We start from the raw sequence: 18,354 nt of genomic DNA, 5'->3' as shown, positions 1-18,354 counted from the left end.
CTCCGCCGCCAGGATTCGAACCTAGACTTAACAGCTCCAAAGGCTGTCGTGCTGCCATTACACTACGGCGGACCGCGGCGATGAGGCCGCGAGACAATTCTGCCATGCCCGAGGGGGCACTCCCTGACCAATGAAATCCTGTATCGCTACGCACCCGAGATATATACGAGTATTCACGCCTCACTATCTTGACTTACTCGTATTGATCTTCGATAATGGAGTATGCCCATCGCAGAGCAGCGTCGAACGGATCCTTCGGTCGCCACCGACCGTCGCGCTGATCTGCTTGATGAATGGGTCGATCTGGGTTCCCAGATCGCGTCGTTGGAAGCGCTGCGGGCCATGGCACTCGCAGAACGCGCCGAGTTGCTCGCATACGAGACCGATCCCACGATCGTCTACAGTTCGATGGCGCAGCGCTCCATGGTCGCCGAGTTCGCGGCCGCAGGACACGTCTCCCCGAACACAATGGACATTCAATTCAGCTACGGGGTCGCGCTAGCAGCAGATTTCCCTGCAACCCTCCAGGCTCTTCGCGACGGCCGCATCAGCCGGCGGCATGCGGAAGTGATTCTGGATGCTGCGCCAGAAGGAGCGCACGACGGTGCAGATAACGGCGCGACCCTGCGCGCCGCGTACGAACGCGACGTCGTACCGTACGCATGCACGACGACGGCTGCACGCACACGCGTCCATGCCCGCGCCGTGACGGCGGCGCTCCGCCCCGTGAGCCTCGAGCAGGCTCACCGTGAGGCAAGAGAAGAACGCAAGGTTTCGGCCCGGTCCACTTCCGATGCGATGGCACAGTTCCTCTCGGTGATTCCTGAGATTATCGCGTTCGCCATCATCGACCGCCTGACCGCCATGGCCAAGACCCTGGACGACGATCGAACGATGGATCAGCGTCGAGCCGATATCTTTTGCGACCTGCTGCTCACAGCCATGCCGTCATGCCTCACAGGGTCCGATATGGAGGCGTTGCGCCCCTCTGTCCAGGTGACGATCGCCGCGAACACGCTCCTGGGCCGCGATGATCTGATGGCTGAGCTCGACGGAGTCGGACCGATCCATCCAGACATCGCTCGTACGCTGGCCGGGTATGCGCCGAGTTTCTCTCGTCTATTCCTCGACCCGAGCGGAATGGTCACGAACGTCGACACTTACGTGCCGTCGAACCGGATGAAGCGCTATCTACGGGCTCGAGATCAGCACTGCCGATTCCCCGGATGCCGAGTGAAGGCGGTCCGTTGCCAGATCGATCACAATTTTGATCGCGCATTGGGTGGGCCAACATCACTCAACAACCTCGCGGAATTCTGCTCGAGTCATCACCCCCTGAAGCACCCTGATGTCGATGTCCGTCATCGATGGACCGTTCGGCAGGAACCAGAAGGAACTCTGGTGTGGACGAGTCCGCTCGGACGCGAGTACATCGATGAGCCGACGCGACGAGTGATGTTCGCCTGAGAAGACAGCTGTTCGTCTGAGACGATAATGGACAGATGAGCGAGGCAGATGAAGTCGACCGGATCGTCGGCGCGTGGAACACCCAGCGCCCCGACCTCGATTTCTCGCCTCTCGAGGTGCTCTCCCGGATGGATCGCCTCTCCAAGCACCTCGACCGCGCACGCCGCGATGTGTTCCGTCGTAGTGACATCGAGACCTGGGAGTGGGATGTTCTTTCCGCGCTTCGCCGGGCGGGAACACCCTTCCAACTCTCTCCCAAGCAGCTGCTGCAGCAGACCCTCGTCTCCAGCGGCACCATGACGAACCGGATCGACCGGTTGGTGGGGCGCCGCTTCGTGCGCCGAGAGGCCGATCCAGGAGATGGCCGCAGCGTCCTGGTCACGCTCACCGACGATGGCCTCATCAGGGTTGATGCCGCGATCACCCGCCTCGTCGACGTCGAGGCCGAATTATTGCGAGTGCTGACCAGGGGCGACCGTGACCGGATGGCATCCCTGCTGCGCAAGCTCAGCCTGAGCTACGACTCCTGATGGCGATGTCCTCCCCGCTCCCCGTCCGCGATGGCGTCGGCGCCACGCGCCTGCATCTGCCACGCACAGGCCCCTGGCCGACAGCGAGCGCGTACATGGTCGAACGCTTCTTCCATCTCGATCCGGAATGGCTACGCGAACGCTTCGATCGCGGTGAGATTGTCGCCGCTGACGGCTCAGCCTTGACCCGCCACACTCCTCTGGATGCCGAGGAGTTCGTCTGGTACTACCGTGAGCCGCCGGCAGAGACCGAGATCCCGTTCCACGCCGAGATTCTGTATCAGGACGACGATCTCGTCGTGATCGACAAACCGCATTTTCTGCCGAGCACCCCAGCCGGGAAGTATGTGCAGAACTCAGCGCTCGTGCGATTACGGAGGCAACTCGACAATGCAGATCTCGCGCCGATCCACCGACTCGACCGCGCTACCGCCGGGCTGCTGATGTTCTCTGCCCGCGTGCAGACGCGCGGCGCTTACCAGGTGATGTTCCAGAATCGGCAGATCACGAAGGTCTACGAGGCGGTATCCGCACGGCCCGAACGCTGGGAGAACCCGTTCCCCGTGACAGTTCGCACCCATATCGAGAAGCTGCGCGGTCAGCTTTGTGTTGAGGTCGATCCGTCACGAGAGCCGAACTCGGAGACCCTCATCGAGCTGATCGATGCCAACGATCGATTCATCCACACGTTGCTGCGTCCGCACACCGGCAAGATGCATCAACTGCGGGTGCATCTTGCTTCCTTGGGCACCGGGATCCTGCACGACAATCTCTACCCGGTGCTCACCGACGAGAAGCCCGACGACCATGAACGGCCCCTCCAACTGCTCGCCAGAGAGCTGCGCTTCATCGATCCGCTGACGGGCGAGCACCGTGAGTTCTTGACGCGCCGCAGGTTACGGTACGCGCCATGAAGCGGCTCGGGCCGCGTGAGTGGACCCTCATCGGCGTCATCGGTGCCCTGGTTGTCGCGCTGGTCATTGTCCTCGCCGTAGTCTGGCCGCGCTCAGACGCCTCTCCGGACGTCGCCTCGCCCGCCACCAGTGCGCCGACCGCTACTCCGGTTCCGACGCCTACTCCCACGCCGACTCCGACAGGCTTCCCGGCGAACACCGCCGTCTACGACGCTCTCGCACTTCCAGAGGCGAATGTGTTCGCCGTGCTGCAGGATCTTCCGATCGACACCGACCCGGAGGCGCCGTTTGCCGGCTATACAGCCCGCGCCATCGCAGCTGCCGCGCCGGTCTGGGCCGATCCGCTCGGAGAGCCGGTGGCCGCGCTGCCGCGGGAGCACCGGTACGGCGGCACCACGGTCGCCGTGGTGGAGCAGCAGGAGAACTGGGTGCGCGTGCTGCTGACTGGGCGCCAGAGCATCCCGTCCGAAGGTAATTCAGCGCAGCTGACGGGATGGATGCGCACGGCTGATGTCGAACTGGCGATCATGGACACCACGGTCGAGGTGAGCTTGTCTGCGCGCACGATAGATATCGTGCGCGCCGGCGTTCCCGAGCGCATCGCGACAGACTTCGCATCGGGTGCTGAAGAATCCCCCACCCCGATCGGGCGATCCTTCATCCATCTGACCGAGGTCACCTCGTTCGATTACACGCGCGGTCACCCGATCGCCTACCTGTCGCTGCAGTCGCCCGTTCTCGACGGTTTCGGCGGCACGAACGTCGCTGTGACCGCGTTTCACTATCACGACAATCGCAGCGGGGCCATCTCGAACGGATGCATCCGCGTTGACGAAGCGGCGATCACGAGGCTCTCCGAACTGCCGGAGGGCACCGGCGTCAGCATCCATCCCTGACGAGCGACTGACGCGGGTTCGGTCCCTCTCGAGCTCAGCCGAGCTGGTCGCTGAGCTGCAACCAGCGCGCCTCGTGCTCTTCGACCTCGGCCTGCAGCGTGCTGATCCGCTTCATCTTGGCAGCGAGACCCTCATAGTCTGACTGATCGTGCTCGACGAGAGCGTGCTTCGCCTTGTCGATCTGCTGCGTCAGCTTCTGGATCTTTCGCTCTACTGCCGCGACTTCCTTCTGAGCAACGCGCAGCGCTGCACCGTCAAGGCCGGATGCCCGAGCGGTTGTCGAGGCCCCCTGCGACCGCGGAGCATTCTGTTCTGCTGTGCGGAGGCGGAGGTACTCATCCACTCCTCCTGGCAGGTGACGGAGCTTGCCGCCCATGACGGCGAACTGCTGGTCGGTGACGCGCTCGATGAAGTATCGGTCATGGCTGACCACGAGGAGTGTGCCAGGCCACGAGTCCAGCAGATCCTCGATCGCCGCGAGCATGTCGGTGTCCATGTCGTTGGTCGGCTCGTCGAGGATCAGCACGTTCGGCTGCTCAAGCAGGACGAGCAGCAACTGCAGCCGGCGCTGCTGACCACCCGAGAGATCCTTCACCGGCGTCGACAGCTGCGCGGATGAGAAGCCGAGACGCTCGAGCAGCTGGCCTGGCGTGAGCGCCTGCGCCTTGGAGCCGGTACCGAACGTGTACTCGGTGCGAAGGCCCTCGATGACCTTTCGCACCGGATCGTTCCAGACCGCAGTGAGCTCATCGATGCGCTGTGTCAGCGTCTGCACCTTGACGGTCGTGCCGCGCTTGACCCGACCGCTGGTCGGCTCGATGGTGCCAGCGACAAGCCCCAGTAGCGTCGATTTTCCCGCACCGTTCACGCCGAGGATGCCGGTGCGCTCGCCGGGCGCGATACGCCATTCCACATCGCGGAGCACTTCGCGCTCACCCTCGCCGATCCCAGACCCTGTCGCGGGATAAGTGACGCCGGCATCCAGCAGGTCGACGACGTCTTTACCAAGCCGCGAAACGGCAAGCGACTGCAGCGATACGGCGTCACGAATCTCTGGCACGTCGGCGATGAGTTCGTTTGCCGCATCGATGCGGAACTTCGGCTTGGTGCTGCGTGCAGGTGCTCCGCGGCGCAACCACGCGAGCTCCTTGCGTGCGAGGTTCTGACGCTTGGCCTCCGTCGCCGACGACATCCGGTCGCGCTCCACACGCTGCAAGATGTACGCGGCGTACCCGCCCTCGAAGGGCTCGACGATCCGGTCGTGCACCTCCCAGGTCTCATTGCAGACCTCATCGAGGAACCACCGGTCGTGTGTGACGACGAGGAAAGCGCCGGAGTTCACTGCCCAACGCCTGTTCAAGTGCCCTGCGAGCCAGGTGATCGCCTCGACGTCGAGGTGGTTGGTCGGCTCGTCGAGCGCGATGATGTCCCAGTCCTTGACCAGGAGAGTAGCGAGCGCAACACGGCGACGCTGGCCACCGCTGAGCCCCAGCACAGGCGCGTCCCAGTCCAAGTCGGCGAGCAGGCCCTGGATGACGTCGCGCACGCGCGCGTCGCCTGCCCATTCGTACTCAGGCACATCGCCGACGACGCTCTGGGCGATCGTGAGCGAGTCATCGAGGGTGTCTGCCTGATCCAGCACGCCGACGGTGGTGCCCGCACGCATCGTGACGCGCCCGCCATCCGGCTCCTTGCGGCCGGCGAGCATCGCCAGCAGGCTGGACTTGCCGTCGCCGTTGCGTCCGACGATGCCGATCCGATCCCCCTCCTCGATGCCGAGGGTGATGGAGTCGAAGACGACTTTGGTCGGGTATTCCAGGTGGAGGGCCTCGGCCCCAAGAAGATGTGCCATGTCCCCTCAAGGGTAGTCGTCATACATGGGAGAAGCCGCCCGGGCACCAGGCCCGGACGGCTTCCACGTCCCCAACGAGAAGTCGTTACTGGAACGACTTCACAATCTCCAGCAGGCTCGGCACGTTGGCATACGCCTCGAGAGCGTTGTCCTTCGTGACGATCAGCGGCTCAAGGAGGTATGCCGGCACGATCTTCTCGCCGTTGTCGTAGGACTCGGTGTCGTTGACGTCGACTTCCTCGCCCTTCTGCAGCTGGCCGACCATCTTGATCGACTGCTCAACGAGGAGCGCAGTGTCCTTGTTGATCGTGGAGAACTGGATGCCCTCCATGATCGACTTCACCGACTCGACTTCGGAATCCTGGCCGGTGACGACCGGAACGGTCTTTCCGGCCTGCTGCACCGAGGTGATGATGGCGCGAGCCAGCGTGTCGTTCGGCGACAGAACTCCATCGAGCTCCGCGGTGCCGTAGGTCGACGTCAGAAGCGAGTCCATCCGGCGCTGGGCATTCTCTGCCTTCCAGCCTTCGGTTGCAGTCTGTTCGATCTCGGTCTGTCCCGAGCTGACGACAAGCGTGCCATCGTCGATCTTCGGCTGCAGAACGCTCATCGCACCGTCGAAGAACACGGCCGAGTTCGCGTCATCCGGAGATCCCGAGAACAACTCGACGTTGTACGGCGCATCGTGGGCTGCTCGCTCGTCAAGACCCTGCAACAGCGCATTGCCCTGCAGTTCGCCGACCTTGAAGTTGTCGAACGCGACGTAGAAGTCGACTGCCTTGGTGTTCTCGATGAGACGGTCGTATGCGATCACGTAGACGCCGGCATCCTGAGCTGCCTGCACCTGCGTGGCAAGCTGCTTGCCATCCTTCGCCCCGATGATGATGACCTTCGCGCCACCGGTCACCATGGCCTGGATCTGGTTCTGCTGCTCCGCGACGGTGTTGCTGGCCGGCGCGTACTGGACGTCAGCCTTGAATCCTGCGGCCTCAAGACCGTCGGTGAACAGCTGACCTGCGAGCACCCAGTTCTCACTGGTCTTGTCCGGAAGTGCGACACCGATCGTCGAACCTGCCTCGAATCCGGCGGCGGTCTCCTCTTCGGTTCCCGTTCCGGTGTCGCCGCCGCCGCGCTCGGAGGAGCATCCGGTGAGGGCGAGAGCTGTCACGGCGACCAACGCTGTCGCCGTCCATGCCATTCTCTTCATGCGATCTCTTTCTCTCTGGTGTGTGGGGACTACCGTCTCAGTTCGACGGCGTCTCCTTCTTGCCGCTCGCGGTGCCCGCGGCGGAGGTTGAATAGTCGGTGAGGTTTGACGCGTCCTGACGATTGCGGTTGCGCGTCATGAACCCGATCAGCGAGGGCCGACCCTGCTGCTTGTTCCACACGTCAATGCCGACGGCGAACAGCAACACGAGGCCCTTGATCATCGAGACGACGTCGGCGCCTGCGCCGAGGAGCTGGAGTCCGTTGTTTAGGAACGCCATGACGAGACCACCGATGATCGAGCCGATCACCGTGCCGATACCGCCCGAGACGGCAGCGCCTCCGATGAAGACCGAGGCGATGGCGTCCAGCTCCCAGCCGTTTCCGTCCTGAGGACCGGATGCCGTGGCGCGGGCGACATAGATCATTCCGGCGACAGCGGCGAGCAACGACATGTTCATCATCACGAAGAAGTCGACCTTGCGATCTTTCACACCCGACAGGCGGGCAGCCTGACGGTTGCCACCGACCGCGTAGATGTGGCGACCGAACACAGTGCTCTGAGTGATGAAGGAGTACAGGATGACGAGAGCAAGCAGGATGAGGCCCGAGATCGGGAAACTCGTGCCAGGGCGCCCGTTGGCGAACAACCAGCCGGCGACAAGGATGACCACCGACAGGATGACCACCTTGGTCACACTCACCCAGACCGGCGCGCGATCCGAGCCCATCTTCGCCTGCACCCGACGGGTGCGCAGCTCCCAGACGATCACCCATGCCGCGCCGATGATGGCGAGGACCATGGTCCACACGTTGAAGTTCAGCGGAACTCCCAGCTCAGGGAGATATCCGGCGCCGATCTTCTGGAATCCGGCGGGTACGGGAATGGACTGCGAGTCGCCGACCCACTGGTTGGCGCCACGGAACAGCAACATACCTGCAAGCGTCACGATGAACGCCGGCACCCCGACGTAGGCGACCCAGAATCCTTGCCAGGCACCGACCAGCGCACCGACTACCAGGCCGAGCACGATCGCCAGCGGCCAGGGGATGTTCCATTCGGCCATCGACTTCGCCACGATGATGCCCGTGAACGCCGCGACAGATCCGACCGAGAGGTCGATGTGTCCCATGATGATGACCATCACCATGCCGATCGCGAGGATCAGGATGTAGGAGTACTGGTTGATGACGTTGATCAGGTTGCCGGAGGACAGCGTCAGCCCCTGGCCCTTGATCACGAAGGTCAGCACCTGGAAGATGATGATGATCGCGATGAGGCTGCCGAGGATGCCGAACTGGCGCAGCGACGACGTGCCGCCGCCGAAAATCTTCTTGATATCGCCGAAGTGGAAGCCCTGCTTCTCGGTCTCGGTGGTCGTGGTGCTCATGCGCTCGCCTTCTGGTTCGTGGAGGTCATGCTGCGCATGAGCGCCTCCGGGGTTGCTTGATCGGCGGGGATGCAGTCGGTGACGCGTCCCTCGAAAATCGTGTAAATACGGTCGGAGATACCCATCAGCTCTGGCAGCTCGCTGGAGATCACGATGACGCCCTTGCCGGAGGCTGCGAGCTCGTTGATGATCGAGTAGATCTCGTACTTTGCGCCGACGTCGATGCCGCGGGTCGGCTCATCGAGGATCAGCAGGTCGGGGTCGGTGAACATCCACTTCGCCAACACAACCTTCTGCTGATTTCCGCCGGACAGCTTGCCTACACCCTCGTCGACAGTTGGCGTCTTGATGCGCAGCGCCTTGCGGTAGCGTTCAGCGATCGCGAACTCCTCGCGGTTATCGACGACGCCGCGTTTGGCGATCTTCGACAGCTTCGCCGAGACGATGGAGCGCTTGATCGTGTCGAGCAGGTTCAGTCCCAGGCTCTTGCGGTCCTCGCTGACATACGCAAGTCCATGACGAATGGCGCTGGACACGTCGCGAAGCTCGATCTGCTCGCCGTCCTTGAACATCTGCCCGCTGAGGAACGTGCCGTACGAGCGGCCGAAGATGCTGCGGGCGAACTCGGTGCGACCGGCGCCCATGAGCCCGGCGATTCCGACGACCTCGCCACGGCGGACGTTCAGGCTGGATCCCTTGACGACCATGCGCTCGGAGACTGTCGGATGCTGGACCCACCAGTCCTTGACCTCGAAGAACACCTCGCCGATCTCTGGCGTGCGGTCAGGGTACCGACTCTCGAGTGACCGACCAACCATGCCGCGGATGATGCGGTCCTCGTTGATCTCGCCCTTGGAGATGTCGAGCGTCTCGACGGTGCGACCATCACGAATGATCGTGATCTCATCGGCGATCTGCTCGATCTCGTTCAGCTTGTGGCTGATCATGATCGAGGCGATCCCCTTGGCCTTGAGACCGAGGATCAGATCTAGCAGGTGCTGGGAGTCGTTCTCGTTCAGCGCGGCCGTCGGCTCGTCGAGGATGAGGAGACGGACGTCCTTGTTGAGCGCCTTCGCGATTTCGATGAGCTGCTGCTTGCCGACGCCGAGGTGTTTGATCGCCAGGTCGGGGTCTTCGCTGAGACCGACACGGGCAAGCAGCTCGATGGCGCGGGTCTTGGCAGCGCGCCAGTCGATCACTCCAGCGCTGGAGATCTCATTGCCGAGGAAGATGTTCTCCGTGATCGACAGTTCTGGGATCAGTGCGAGCTCCTGGTGGATGATCGCGATACCCGCCTGCTCGCTGGCCGCGATGTCCTTGAAGCGCTGTTCCTCGCCGTAGAGCAGGATGTCGCCGTCGTAGGTGCCGTACGGGTAGACCCCGGAGAGCACCTTCATGAGAGTCGACTTGCCTGCGCCGTTCTCACCGCAGATGGCGTGGATCTCGCCCGCTCGCACGGAGATGGACACCTCTGAGAGGGCTTTCACTCCGGGAAACTCCTTGGTGATGCTGCGCATCTCCAAGATCGGCCCGGATACGGCCGGCATCGTTGCTGTGTTGCTCACGAATCTTCCTCGATACTCGGCGGCCACTCTAATGTGACCGTTCACATGAGACACAATATTGCGCTCACTGAACGCTGGTGTCAAGTGGACACCGATTCTCGTTGCGTTATCGAGATGCGTTATTGCGATGCGCTAGCGGAGAGCTAGTGGGATGCGCTGGAGGCGCGCATCCGCAACTGAGGCACAACAGGGCCGAATTCCGGCACAACCTCGCCACGAATCTCGGCGAGCAGGATCTGCACGGCGCGCTGCCCAATCATGGGGAAGTCCTGATGCACGGTTGTCAGCGGAGGCCAGACGTGTGCCGCGACCGGAATGTCATCAAAGCCTACGACGCTGACCTGGCGCGGCACCTCGATCCCGGCATCCCGGAAGCCGTGCATAAGGCCGATGGCCATGAGGTCATTCGCGGCGAAGACCGCGGTGAAGTCTGGGCGTCGCGCCAGCTCCGTCCCGGCAAAATAGCCGAAATCCGCGGTCCAGTCCCCGCGAATCGGCGGGAAGGTCGGCAGGTCCGCCTCGCGCAAAGCATCGAGATAGCCACGCATGCGCGACTCCGCCTCGATCCAGTCCTGGGGGCCCGCAAGGTGCAGGATTTCGGTGTGACCGAGGGAAATCAGATGCTCTGTCACCGCGCGTGCGCCGGCCACCTGATCGGCGGAAAGCGTGAAACCGTCAGACCCCGACGCCGTCTGCAGACTGACGAACGGCACGCCCACCGCCATACCTCGCAGCACGTTGAACACGCGCACCTGCGGCGCGAGCGCGACGATGCCACTGACCTGCTCACGGCCGAGCTGACGGATTGCATCGCCGATTGCCTCGGGCGTGGTCTCCGGCAGGTTCACCGTGGTGACCGAGTATCCCTGCGCACGCGCGGCATCTTCGATGCTCGCGATCGATGACGTCGGACCAAACTCACCGATGGTGGCTGACAGAATGCCGATCGTGCGCGACTGGCTCGTGACGAGCGCGCGCGCCGCGAGGTTCGGCTTGTAATCGAGAACGGCGATCGCATCCTGCACGCGCTTCTTTGTCTCGGGGCGAATGCTTGGATGATCGTTCAGCACACGAGAGACGGTCTGATGCGACACCCCAGCCAACCGGGCGACGTCGCGGATGCTGGGAACGCGCGCACGGTCGCCGGAGGCTGCCATCACAACGCCTCCTCTGCATGTGCACGGTCACATGGATCACTCCATTATGTCCCTCACACACAATCGGCGCATCCGACGGGCCGTCGGCGTTGTCACATTCGTACGATCAGACGGCTGCCTGGTAACGGTCAGACGCGCGGCGCAAGCCCTGCGTAAAGCAGGTTTCCCGTCTGCGCGTCACGCATCACGAGCACCTGCTCCCCCACTCGAGGAATCTCCAGGCGCGACACCAGCGTCGCCAGCGCCACCGGCTGACCGGCAAGGTCGAGCGTGAGCACGATGTTCGGATTGTCGTTGATGGTCTGCCCTGTGTCCTGCATCGCAGTCACGGTCGCCGTCTCTGTGGGAAAGCCAGCTGCTCGCAGCCCTGCGACGTGCTCCGCCTGATGCATCGATGCGGTGGCCTGTTGCACTGATTCAGTGAACTCACCGCCCATGATGGTCTTGGTCATCTTTCCGACGAAACCGCGTCCCTGGCCGATGTCATCGGCCATCTTCATCGCGTCTTCCTGACGCTCCTGCATCGACTTGCGGTTGAACAGACCCATGATCACTCCTGATTTCGGCGAGCTTCGTTGCCCACAACGCTAGGCCGCGGCTACCACTCCCGATCACAGATTCGGGTGAAGACTGAGTGAATTCAGAAAGCGCAAGTGAACTCAGGTCGACATGATGCGTGCGCCCGGCACCGGTCCGTGCACGTGCAGAGCCACGCGGCCGGAGGCCTGCAGCTCACCCTGCACATACCGCGCGCTCTCGGGTGTCTCGCAGAGGAAGGCGATGGTAGGACCGGAGCCGGAGACGATGCCGCTGAGAGCGCCGGCATCCAGTCCCGCTTTGATGACCTCATCCAGGCTGGGTCGTGCCAGCAGAGCCGGCACCTCCAGATCGTTGTACATCGACGCCGCCAGCGAGTGCGGATCCCCCGCACGCAGTGCCTGGAGCACCGGAATCGGCACGTCCAACGAGAGCGGCGGATCATCGCTCAGTGCGCCGTGCTGCGCTCGGTGTTCGTCAAGTCGTCCGTAGATCGCCGGCGTCGACAGCCCCTCTTCACTGGTCACGAGCACCCAGTCAAAACGACCACGTGCAAGTGCCGGATTGAGCTGGTCTCCGCGCCCGGTGCCCACCGCGGTGCCGCCGTGGAGCGCAAAGGGCACATCGGCCCCCAGACGGGCGGCAAGCTCGTGCAGACGCTGTGGCGAGAGCCCGGTGCCCCACAGTGCATCGCACGCGACGAGAGCGGCCGCAGCATCCGCTGATCCGCCGCCCATTCCACCCGCGACCGGCACGCTCTTTCGCAGCTCGAGGTGCACGCCACCGGTGTATCCGGTTGCCGCGGCGAGCATTTTCGCCGCGCGCATTGCGAGGTTTCTGTCGTCCACCGGAACGGTACTGGGGTCATCGACTCCAGACACACTCAACGAGAAGCCATCGTCCGGATAGGCGATGACGTCCTCGTAAAGCGACACCGCCTGGAACACCGTCGCCAGGGCGTGGTAGCCGTCGTCGTGACGGCCGCCCACGCCCAGGTAGACGTTGATCTTCCCCGGCGCACGCACGTGCACTGCTTCAGGGACTGCGGCGAGGGTCATGAAGATCTCACAGAGTGGACGAAGAAGCCCAGAGGTCGACGTCGATACCGTTGGAGAGCGCATCGATGCGCGCCAACTCGTCGCTCGAGAACGCCGGACCGTTGATCGCGGCGATGTTCTCATCGAGCTGCTCGGTGCGCGAAGCGCCGATCAGGGCCGAGACGACCACCGGATCGCGCAGCGTCCACTGCAGCGACATCTGCGCGAGCGACTGCCCACGCTCCTTGGCGACCTCGTTCAGGCCGCGGAGGATCGCGAGTCCCTCAACCGAGAGGGGCCGGTCAGAGATCGAGCCACGCTTCTGGGCCCGATCCGCCGTGCCGTCGCCGAGGTACTTGTCGGTGAGCAACCCCTGCGCGAGCGGTGTGAACGCGATCGCGCCCAGTCCAGCGGTGCGGAGGGTGTCGTTGAGCTCGGCCTCGGTCCAGCGGTTGAGGATCGAGTACGAAGGCTGGTGGATCACCAGTGGCGTGCCCAGTTCGCGGGCGACCTCGACGGCTTTCGCCGTGCGCTCGGCGCTGTACGAGGAGATTCCGACGTAGAGTGCCTTGCCCTGGCGCACCAGCGTGTCCAGCGCACCGACAGTCTCCTCGATCGGTGTGACGGGGTCGACGCGGTGCGAGTAGAAGATGTCGACGTAGTCGAGGTTCATCGAGGTCAGCGACTTTTCGGCGCTCGCGAGGACGTACTTGCGGCTGCCGAAGTTGCCGTACGGGCCCGGCCACATGTCGTAGCCGGCCTTCGACGAGATGATCAGTTCATCACGGTAGGGACGGAAGTCTTCGGCGAAGATGCGGCCGAAGTTCTTCTCCGCCGAACCGTAGGGCGGGCCGTAGTTGTTGGCGAGATCGAAGTGTGTAATGCCGCGATCGAACGCGTGGCGCAGCAATGCGCGCTGATTGTTCAGTGGGATGTTGTCGCCGAAGTTCCACCACAGGCCGAGTGAAATTGGCGGCAGGTAGAGCCCGGAAGTACCGACCTGGCGGTATTCGAACTGCTGATAGCGATCCTCCTTCGCCACGTACGGGCGGTGGAGCTCGGCGATGTTTGTGGGGAAGCGCGGAGATTCAGTCACGCCTCCAGGTTAGCCGTCCAGCGCCTCGGCGATTCGCACGAAATCATCAATCGTCAACTGCTCACCACGTGCGGTGGGTGCAACGCCGGCTTTCTCTAGAACTGCGGAAGCCTCGGCCGCTGTGCCACCGAGAACGACGGAGAGCGCCTGACGCAGCATCTTGCGACGCTGTTGGAAGGCGGCGTCGATGATGCGGAAGGTCGCCCGTCGGAGTTCCTCGCTGCCACGCACGACCTCCGAACGTTCGAAGACGACCAGGATGCTGTCCACGTTAGGCACTGGCCAGAACACCTGACGAGATACGGTGCCACCGACACGCCAATTGCCGTACCAGGCGGCTTTCACGCTCGGTGTGCCATAGATTTTGCTTCCGGGAGGGGCAGCGAGACGCTCGCCGACCTCTGCCTGCACCATCACGACGCCGCGCTGCAAGTTCGGGAAAGTTTCCATGAAGTGCAGCAGCACCGGCACCGAAATGTTGTAAGGCAGGTTCGCGACCAGCACGGTCGGATCCCCTGGGAGCTCGGTGATGCGCAGTGCATCCGCATCAACCACGGTCAGTGCATCCGCAGGCGCTCCGTGCGCGATGGCGGTCTCCGGCAGACGTGCGGCAAGCCGATGGTCGATCTCGACGGCGGTGACGGATGCTCCGGCCTCCAGGATCGCAAGCGTCAGAGACCCGAGCCCCGGACCCACCTCGACGACGCGCTCACCCGCCTTGACCGCACCCACCTGAACAATCTTGCGCACCGTGTTGGCGTCGACGACGAAGTTTTGGCCGAGCTTCTTGGTGGGGGTCACGTCAAGTTCGGCAGCGAGGCGGCGGATCTCGGTGGCGCCGAGCAGCGTGACAGTCATCCTGCCATTCTCCCCTACGCGAGTACTCTGTTCGAGTGCCCACTCTCGGAGAGCTCATCGCGCCTCGTCGCATGGGCCATGATTTCCGCTGGCTACTCGCATCCTCATGGACGAGCAACGTCGGCGACGGCATCGCCCTGGCGGCAGCTCCCCTGCTGATCGCCTCGATGACGTCATCACCGATCCTGGTCGCCTCAGGGGCCGTGCTGCAGTTCCTGCCGTGGCTGATCTTCGGGTTGCACGCGGGCGCCATCGCCGACCGGTTCGACAGGCGGCGGATGGTGATGTTCGCGAACGCGGCGCGTGCGCTCGTGCTGGTCGCGCTGTGCGTGTTCCTGTTCACTGGCATGGCGAACATCTGGATCGTGCTCGCCGTCGCCTTCCTCTATGGCACGGCAGAGGTGTTCGTCGACACCGCGGGCAGCACCCTGCTGCCCATGCTCGTGAAACCCGCTGACCTCGGTATCGGCAACGCCCGACTGCAGGCGGGATACCTGGTCGCCAACCAGTTCGCCGGTCCACCGATCGGTGCGTTTCTGTTCGCAGCCGGTTCCGCATGGCCGTTCCTCGTCGAGGTCGTGTGCGTCTCTCTGGCAGTCGTTCTGATCTCCCGGATGGCGCACACTCCAGTGCCACCGCGCGATGTGGAGAAGCCGGCGCCGGTGCACACAGACATCGCCGAGGGCGTGCGATGGATGTGGCGGAACCCGCCAGTGCGGATGCTCGTGCTGATTATCCTCACCTTCAACATCACGTGGGCCGCGCCCTGGGGCGTACTCGTCCTCTACGCAACCGAGCATCTGCACATGGGCGCCATCGGCTACGGCGCCCTCACAACGGCATCCGCAACAGGTGGCATCCTCGCCACGCTGACGTTCGGATGGCTAGAGCGACACGTCTCCTTCGCCACGCTCATGCGGGTCGCGCTGTCGCTGGAGGTGGTCATGCATCTCGCGTTCGCCCTCACCACGCTCGCTTGGGTGGCGCTTGTGATCATGTTCGTGTTCGGCAGTTATGCGTTCGTCTGGGGCACAATCTCGACGACTGTGCGCCAGCGGCTCGTACCGCACGCGTTGCAGGGCCGAGTCGCCTCGGTGAACATGGTCGGCGTGTTCGGCGGCATGGTGATCGGCCAGGCGCTCGGCGGTGTTATCGCTCAAGTCTGGGGGCTGACTGCGCCCTGGTGGTTCGCGTTCGTTGGTTCGGCGATCACCCTGCTGATCGTCTGGAAGCCGATCTCGCACATTGTGAACGCGAAACCCGTGCTCGACGATGTGGATGCCGCCGGCTGACGTTCGCACACGGATGTCGGTTCGGGGCACAGCTGTCCGCCGATATCCTCAGTCCGAGAAGGAGCCGTAGACCGCGAGGGTGTTCGCCGCGATCTGGGTCGCAAGTTCGTCGACGTCGAGTTCCAGCTCAGCGGCCATGAATCGCAGGGTGTGCGGGATCAGGTACGGGGCGTTCGGCCGGCCGCGCAGCGGCACAGGCGTGAGGAACGGCGCATCCGTTTCGACCAGGATTCGATCGAGCGGGGTGACTTTCAGCGCATCGCGCAGGTTCTGCGCATTCTTGAACGTGACGTTGCCGGCGAAGGATAGGTAATACCCGGCATCCGCGCAGATCCTCGCCATCGCGTCGTCGCCAGAGAAGCAGTGAAACACGGTCGTGTCTGGGGCACCGACGCGGGTCAGGGTCTCGAGCACCGCGTCGTGCGCGTCACGGTCATGGATCTGCAACGCGATGCCGTGCTTCTTAGCGAGGGCGATATGCGCTTCGAACGAGGTGAACTGCGGACCGCGACGGTCCTCCTCGGTGCGGAAAAAATCCAGTCCGGTCTCACCTATTGCGCGTACACGCGGGTGAGCGGCGAGCTCGTCGATCACGCTGATCGCGTGATCGAGCTGGCCTGCCTCGGCGTACGTCGGGGCGTCGTTCGGATGAATCGCGACGGCGGCGAGCACACGCAGATCGGATGCCGCGGCATCCACCGCCCACTGCGACGACTCGATATCGCCGGATGCCTGCACGACGCCGAGCACGCCGACGGCCTGTGCGCGATCGAGCTGCTCACTCAGGCTGAGCGCTTCAACGCCATCCGTGATCTCCAGGTGCGCGTGATTGTCGTACACGCCCACCATGAGCGGTTCGGGTGTCGCTGGATACCTGAGTTCCTTGCGCCCTTCCTGGCTGCGAGCCTTCACGTATGTCACCGTTTCGGGCTGTTCTGAAGTCATACGTGAAGTCTCGCGATCAGGCCTGGGACTCTACACGCGGGAACAAAGGGGCCAGCGCGGATACCTTCGTACCGGCGGGGAGGACGCCCCATGTGCCGGCCTCGCGCAGCGGCTGGTCCTGCAGCAGGCCGAGCGCCTCGGCAGTACCGAGTGCCGACCAGAGCTTCTCCGTCGACTGCGGCATGACCGGCGACAACAGCACGCTGAGCGCGCGGAGTCCCTCAGCGCAGGTGTAGAGCACGGCGCCAAGGCGCGCGCGCTTGTCCTCATCGCGGGCCAGCGCCCACGGCTCGTTCTCGGTGATGTAACCGTTCAGAGCGTCGACGATCGTCCAGATCGCGGAGATCGCCTCGTCGATGCGGAACTGCTCGATGGCCGCATCCGCATTGCTCGCAGCATCCGCCACGATCTTCTGGATCGCGAGATCCTGCTCGGTGTACTCGGCAGCCTCAGGAACGACACCGTCGAAGTACTTCTCGATCATCGCGATCGTGCGCGAGGCGAGGTTGCCGAAGCCGTTCGCGAGCTCTGACTGGTAGCGGGCAGAGAGGTCTTCCCAGCTGAAGGAGCCGTCCTGTCCGAAGGCGATCGCAGAGAGGAAGTAGTAGCGGTAGGCGTCAGAACCGAACACGTCGGTGATCTCGGTCGGCGCGATGCCGGTGAGCTTCGACTTCGACATCTTCTCGCCGCCGACGAGCAGCCAGCCGTGCGCGAAGACGCCCTTGGGAACGTCGAGGCCAGCGGCCATCAGCAGTGCTGGCCAGATGACGGCGTGGAAGCGCAGGATGTCCTTGCCGACCACGTGGTAGGCAGGCCAGCGCTTTTCGAACAGCGCCTCATCGGAGCCGTAGCCAACCGCAGTGGCATAGTTCAGCAGTGCATCGACCCACACATAGATGACGTGCGAGGTGTCCCACGGCAACGGGATGCCCCAGTCGAAGGTGGAGCGCGAGATCGAGAGGTCCTTCAAACCCTGGCTCACGAAGGAGACGACCTCGTTGCGCGCAGAATGCGGGCGCACGAAGTCAGGCTCGGTCTTGTAGAGCTCAAGCAGTCGGTCTTGGAACTCGCTGAGCTTGAAGAAGTAGTTCTTCTCCTGCAGCAACTCGAGCGGCTTGGAGTGGATCGCGCAGACCTTCAGGCCCTCGAAGGGACCGGTGCCGTCGACGATCTCGCTCTCGGGCTTGAATTCCTCACAGCCCACACAGTAGAGCGCTTCGTACTCGCCCGCATAGATGTACCCGGCGTCGTACAGACGCTGGAAGAACACCTGCACGTTGGTCTCGTGCCGCTCCTGCGTGGTGCGGATGAAGTCGTCGTTGGCGACGTCGAGCGTCTCCAACAGCGGGAACCATGCCTCGGTGACGAGCTTGTCCACCCACTCCTGCGGGGTGACATTGTTCGCCGCGGCAGCACGCAACATCTTCTGACCGTGCTCATCGGTGCCGGTAAGCATCCAGGTGTCATCGCCGCCCTGGCGGTGCCAACGGGCGAGCGTGTCGACCGCCACTGACGTGTACCCGTGGCCGATGTGCGGGACATCGGAGGGGTAGTAGATGGGCGTGGTGATATAGAAAGATTCGCCTGCGGGCATGCGGTCAATTCTAGGCC

General features: G+C 63.5%; 16 protein-coding genes and 1 tRNA gene. 5 read left to right on the top strand and 12 right to left on the bottom strand.

Going from position 1 to position 18,354, the window contains the following annotated elements; all coding sequences use genetic code 11:
• A tRNA-Gln gene (locus AC1C2O_RS18330) sits at positions 1 to 72 on the bottom strand.
• Positions 73 to 222: 150 nt separating this feature from the next.
• Between AC1C2O_RS18330 and AC1C2O_RS18325 the strand changes: the two genes are divergently transcribed.
• From AC1C2O_RS18325 to AC1C2O_RS18310, 4 genes are read left to right on the top strand one after another with little or no spacing between them, the layout of a single operon-like run.
• Positions 223 to 1,467 carry an HNH endonuclease signature motif containing protein gene (locus AC1C2O_RS18325; protein ID WP_495432006.1) on the top strand — a complete coding sequence of 415 codons (1,245 nt, stop codon included), beginning with the start codon at positions 223 to 225 and terminating at the stop codon, positions 1,465 to 1,467.
• Between the two features lie 35 nt (positions 1,468 to 1,502).
• Positions 1,503 to 1,997 (top strand): MarR family winged helix-turn-helix transcriptional regulator, encoded by a 495-nt coding sequence (locus AC1C2O_RS18320; protein ID WP_495432005.1) that lies wholly within the window; start codon positions 1,503 to 1,505, stop codon positions 1,995 to 1,997.
• A gap of 5 nt (positions 1,998 to 2,002) precedes the next feature.
• Positions 2,003 to 2,911 carry a pseudouridine synthase gene (locus AC1C2O_RS18315; protein WP_495432177.1) on the top strand — a complete coding sequence of 303 codons (909 nt, stop codon included), beginning with the start codon at positions 2,003 to 2,005 and terminating at the stop codon, positions 2,909 to 2,911.
• On the top strand, positions 2,908 to 3,807 hold the full coding sequence (locus AC1C2O_RS18310; protein ID WP_495432004.1) for a L,D-transpeptidase: 900 nt from the start codon (positions 2,908 to 2,910) through the stop codon (positions 3,805 to 3,807). Before AC1C2O_RS18315 ends, AC1C2O_RS18310 begins: the two co-directional genes overlap by 4 nt.
• 34 nt (positions 3,808 to 3,841) lie before the next feature.
• Here the strand turns inward: AC1C2O_RS18310 and AC1C2O_RS18305 are convergent, their stop codons facing one another.
• The 9 genes from AC1C2O_RS18305 to rsmA all read right to left on the bottom strand — a co-directional run bounded on the left by AC1C2O_RS18305 (position 3,842) and on the right by rsmA (position 14,506).
• Positions 3,842 to 5,659: an ABC-F family ATP-binding cassette domain-containing protein gene (locus tag AC1C2O_RS18305; protein ID WP_495432003.1), complete on the bottom strand. Its 1,818-nt coding sequence runs from the start codon at positions 5,657 to 5,659 to the stop codon at positions 3,842 to 3,844.
• Between the two features lie 85 nt (positions 5,660 to 5,744).
• Positions 5,745 to 6,866 (bottom strand): substrate-binding domain-containing protein, encoded by a 1,122-nt coding sequence (locus AC1C2O_RS18300; RefSeq protein ID WP_495432002.1) that lies wholly within the window; start codon positions 6,864 to 6,866, stop codon positions 5,745 to 5,747.
• 37 nt (positions 6,867 to 6,903) lie between these two features.
• Positions 6,904 to 8,256 carry a multiple monosaccharide ABC transporter permease gene (gene mmsB, locus AC1C2O_RS18295; RefSeq protein ID WP_495432001.1) on the bottom strand — a complete coding sequence of 451 codons (1,353 nt, stop codon included), beginning with the start codon at positions 8,254 to 8,256 and terminating at the stop codon, positions 6,904 to 6,906.
• On the bottom strand, positions 8,253 to 9,803 hold the full coding sequence (gene mmsA, locus AC1C2O_RS18290) for a multiple monosaccharide ABC transporter ATP-binding protein (RefSeq protein ID WP_495432176.1): 1,551 nt from the start codon (positions 9,801 to 9,803) through the stop codon (positions 8,253 to 8,255). Before mmsA ends, mmsB begins: the two co-directional genes overlap by 4 nt.
• Before the next feature lie 161 nt (positions 9,804 to 9,964).
• A complete protein-coding gene (locus tag AC1C2O_RS18285; protein ID WP_495432000.1) occupies positions 9,965 to 10,978 on the bottom strand; it encodes a LacI family DNA-binding transcriptional regulator in 1,014 nt (337 codons plus the stop codon).
• Positions 10,979 to 11,106: 128 nt separating this feature from the next.
• On the bottom strand, positions 11,107 to 11,526 hold the full coding sequence (locus tag AC1C2O_RS18280) for a hypothetical protein (RefSeq protein WP_495431999.1): 420 nt from the start codon (positions 11,524 to 11,526) through the stop codon (positions 11,107 to 11,109).
• 111 nt (positions 11,527 to 11,637) lie between these two features.
• The gene (locus AC1C2O_RS18275; RefSeq protein ID WP_495431998.1) at positions 11,638 to 12,573 is read right to left on the bottom strand and encodes a 4-(cytidine 5'-diphospho)-2-C-methyl-D-erythritol kinase; all 936 of its coding nucleotides are present in this window, start codon (positions 12,571 to 12,573) and stop codon (positions 11,638 to 11,640) included.
• A gap of 7 nt (positions 12,574 to 12,580) precedes the next feature.
• On the bottom strand, positions 12,581 to 13,648 hold the full coding sequence (mgrA, locus tag AC1C2O_RS18270) for an L-glyceraldehyde 3-phosphate reductase (protein ID WP_495431997.1): 1,068 nt from the start codon (positions 13,646 to 13,648) through the stop codon (positions 12,581 to 12,583).
• A gap of 9 nt (positions 13,649 to 13,657) precedes the next feature.
• Positions 13,658 to 14,506 carry a 16S rRNA (adenine(1518)-N(6)/adenine(1519)-N(6))-dimethyltransferase RsmA gene (rsmA, locus tag AC1C2O_RS18265; RefSeq protein ID WP_495431996.1) on the bottom strand — a complete coding sequence of 283 codons (849 nt, stop codon included), beginning with the start codon at positions 14,504 to 14,506 and terminating at the stop codon, positions 13,658 to 13,660.
• A gap of 35 nt (positions 14,507 to 14,541) precedes the next feature.
• Between rsmA and AC1C2O_RS18260 the strand changes: the two genes are divergently transcribed.
• Positions 14,542 to 15,798 carry an MFS transporter gene (locus AC1C2O_RS18260; RefSeq protein WP_495431995.1) on the top strand — a complete coding sequence of 419 codons (1,257 nt, stop codon included), beginning with the start codon at positions 14,542 to 14,544 and terminating at the stop codon, positions 15,796 to 15,798.
• A gap of 48 nt (positions 15,799 to 15,846) precedes the next feature.
• On the opposite strand, the gene AC1C2O_RS18255 is transcribed toward AC1C2O_RS18260, so the two are convergent.
• Positions 15,847 to 16,743: a TatD family hydrolase gene (locus AC1C2O_RS18255; protein WP_495431994.1), complete on the bottom strand. Its 897-nt coding sequence runs from the start codon at positions 16,741 to 16,743 to the stop codon at positions 15,847 to 15,849.
• Between the two features lie 16 nt (positions 16,744 to 16,759).
• The gene (gene metG / locus AC1C2O_RS18250) at positions 16,760 to 18,337 is read right to left on the bottom strand and encodes a methionine--tRNA ligase (protein WP_495431993.1); all 1,578 of its coding nucleotides are present in this window, start codon (positions 18,335 to 18,337) and stop codon (positions 16,760 to 16,762) included.
• Positions 18,338 to 18,354: the final 17 nt, after the last annotated feature.

The sequence above is a fragment of the Microbacterium sp. Y355 genome, assembly GCF_059445345.1.
This window is presented reverse-complemented; position numbering and strand designations above follow the sequence as displayed.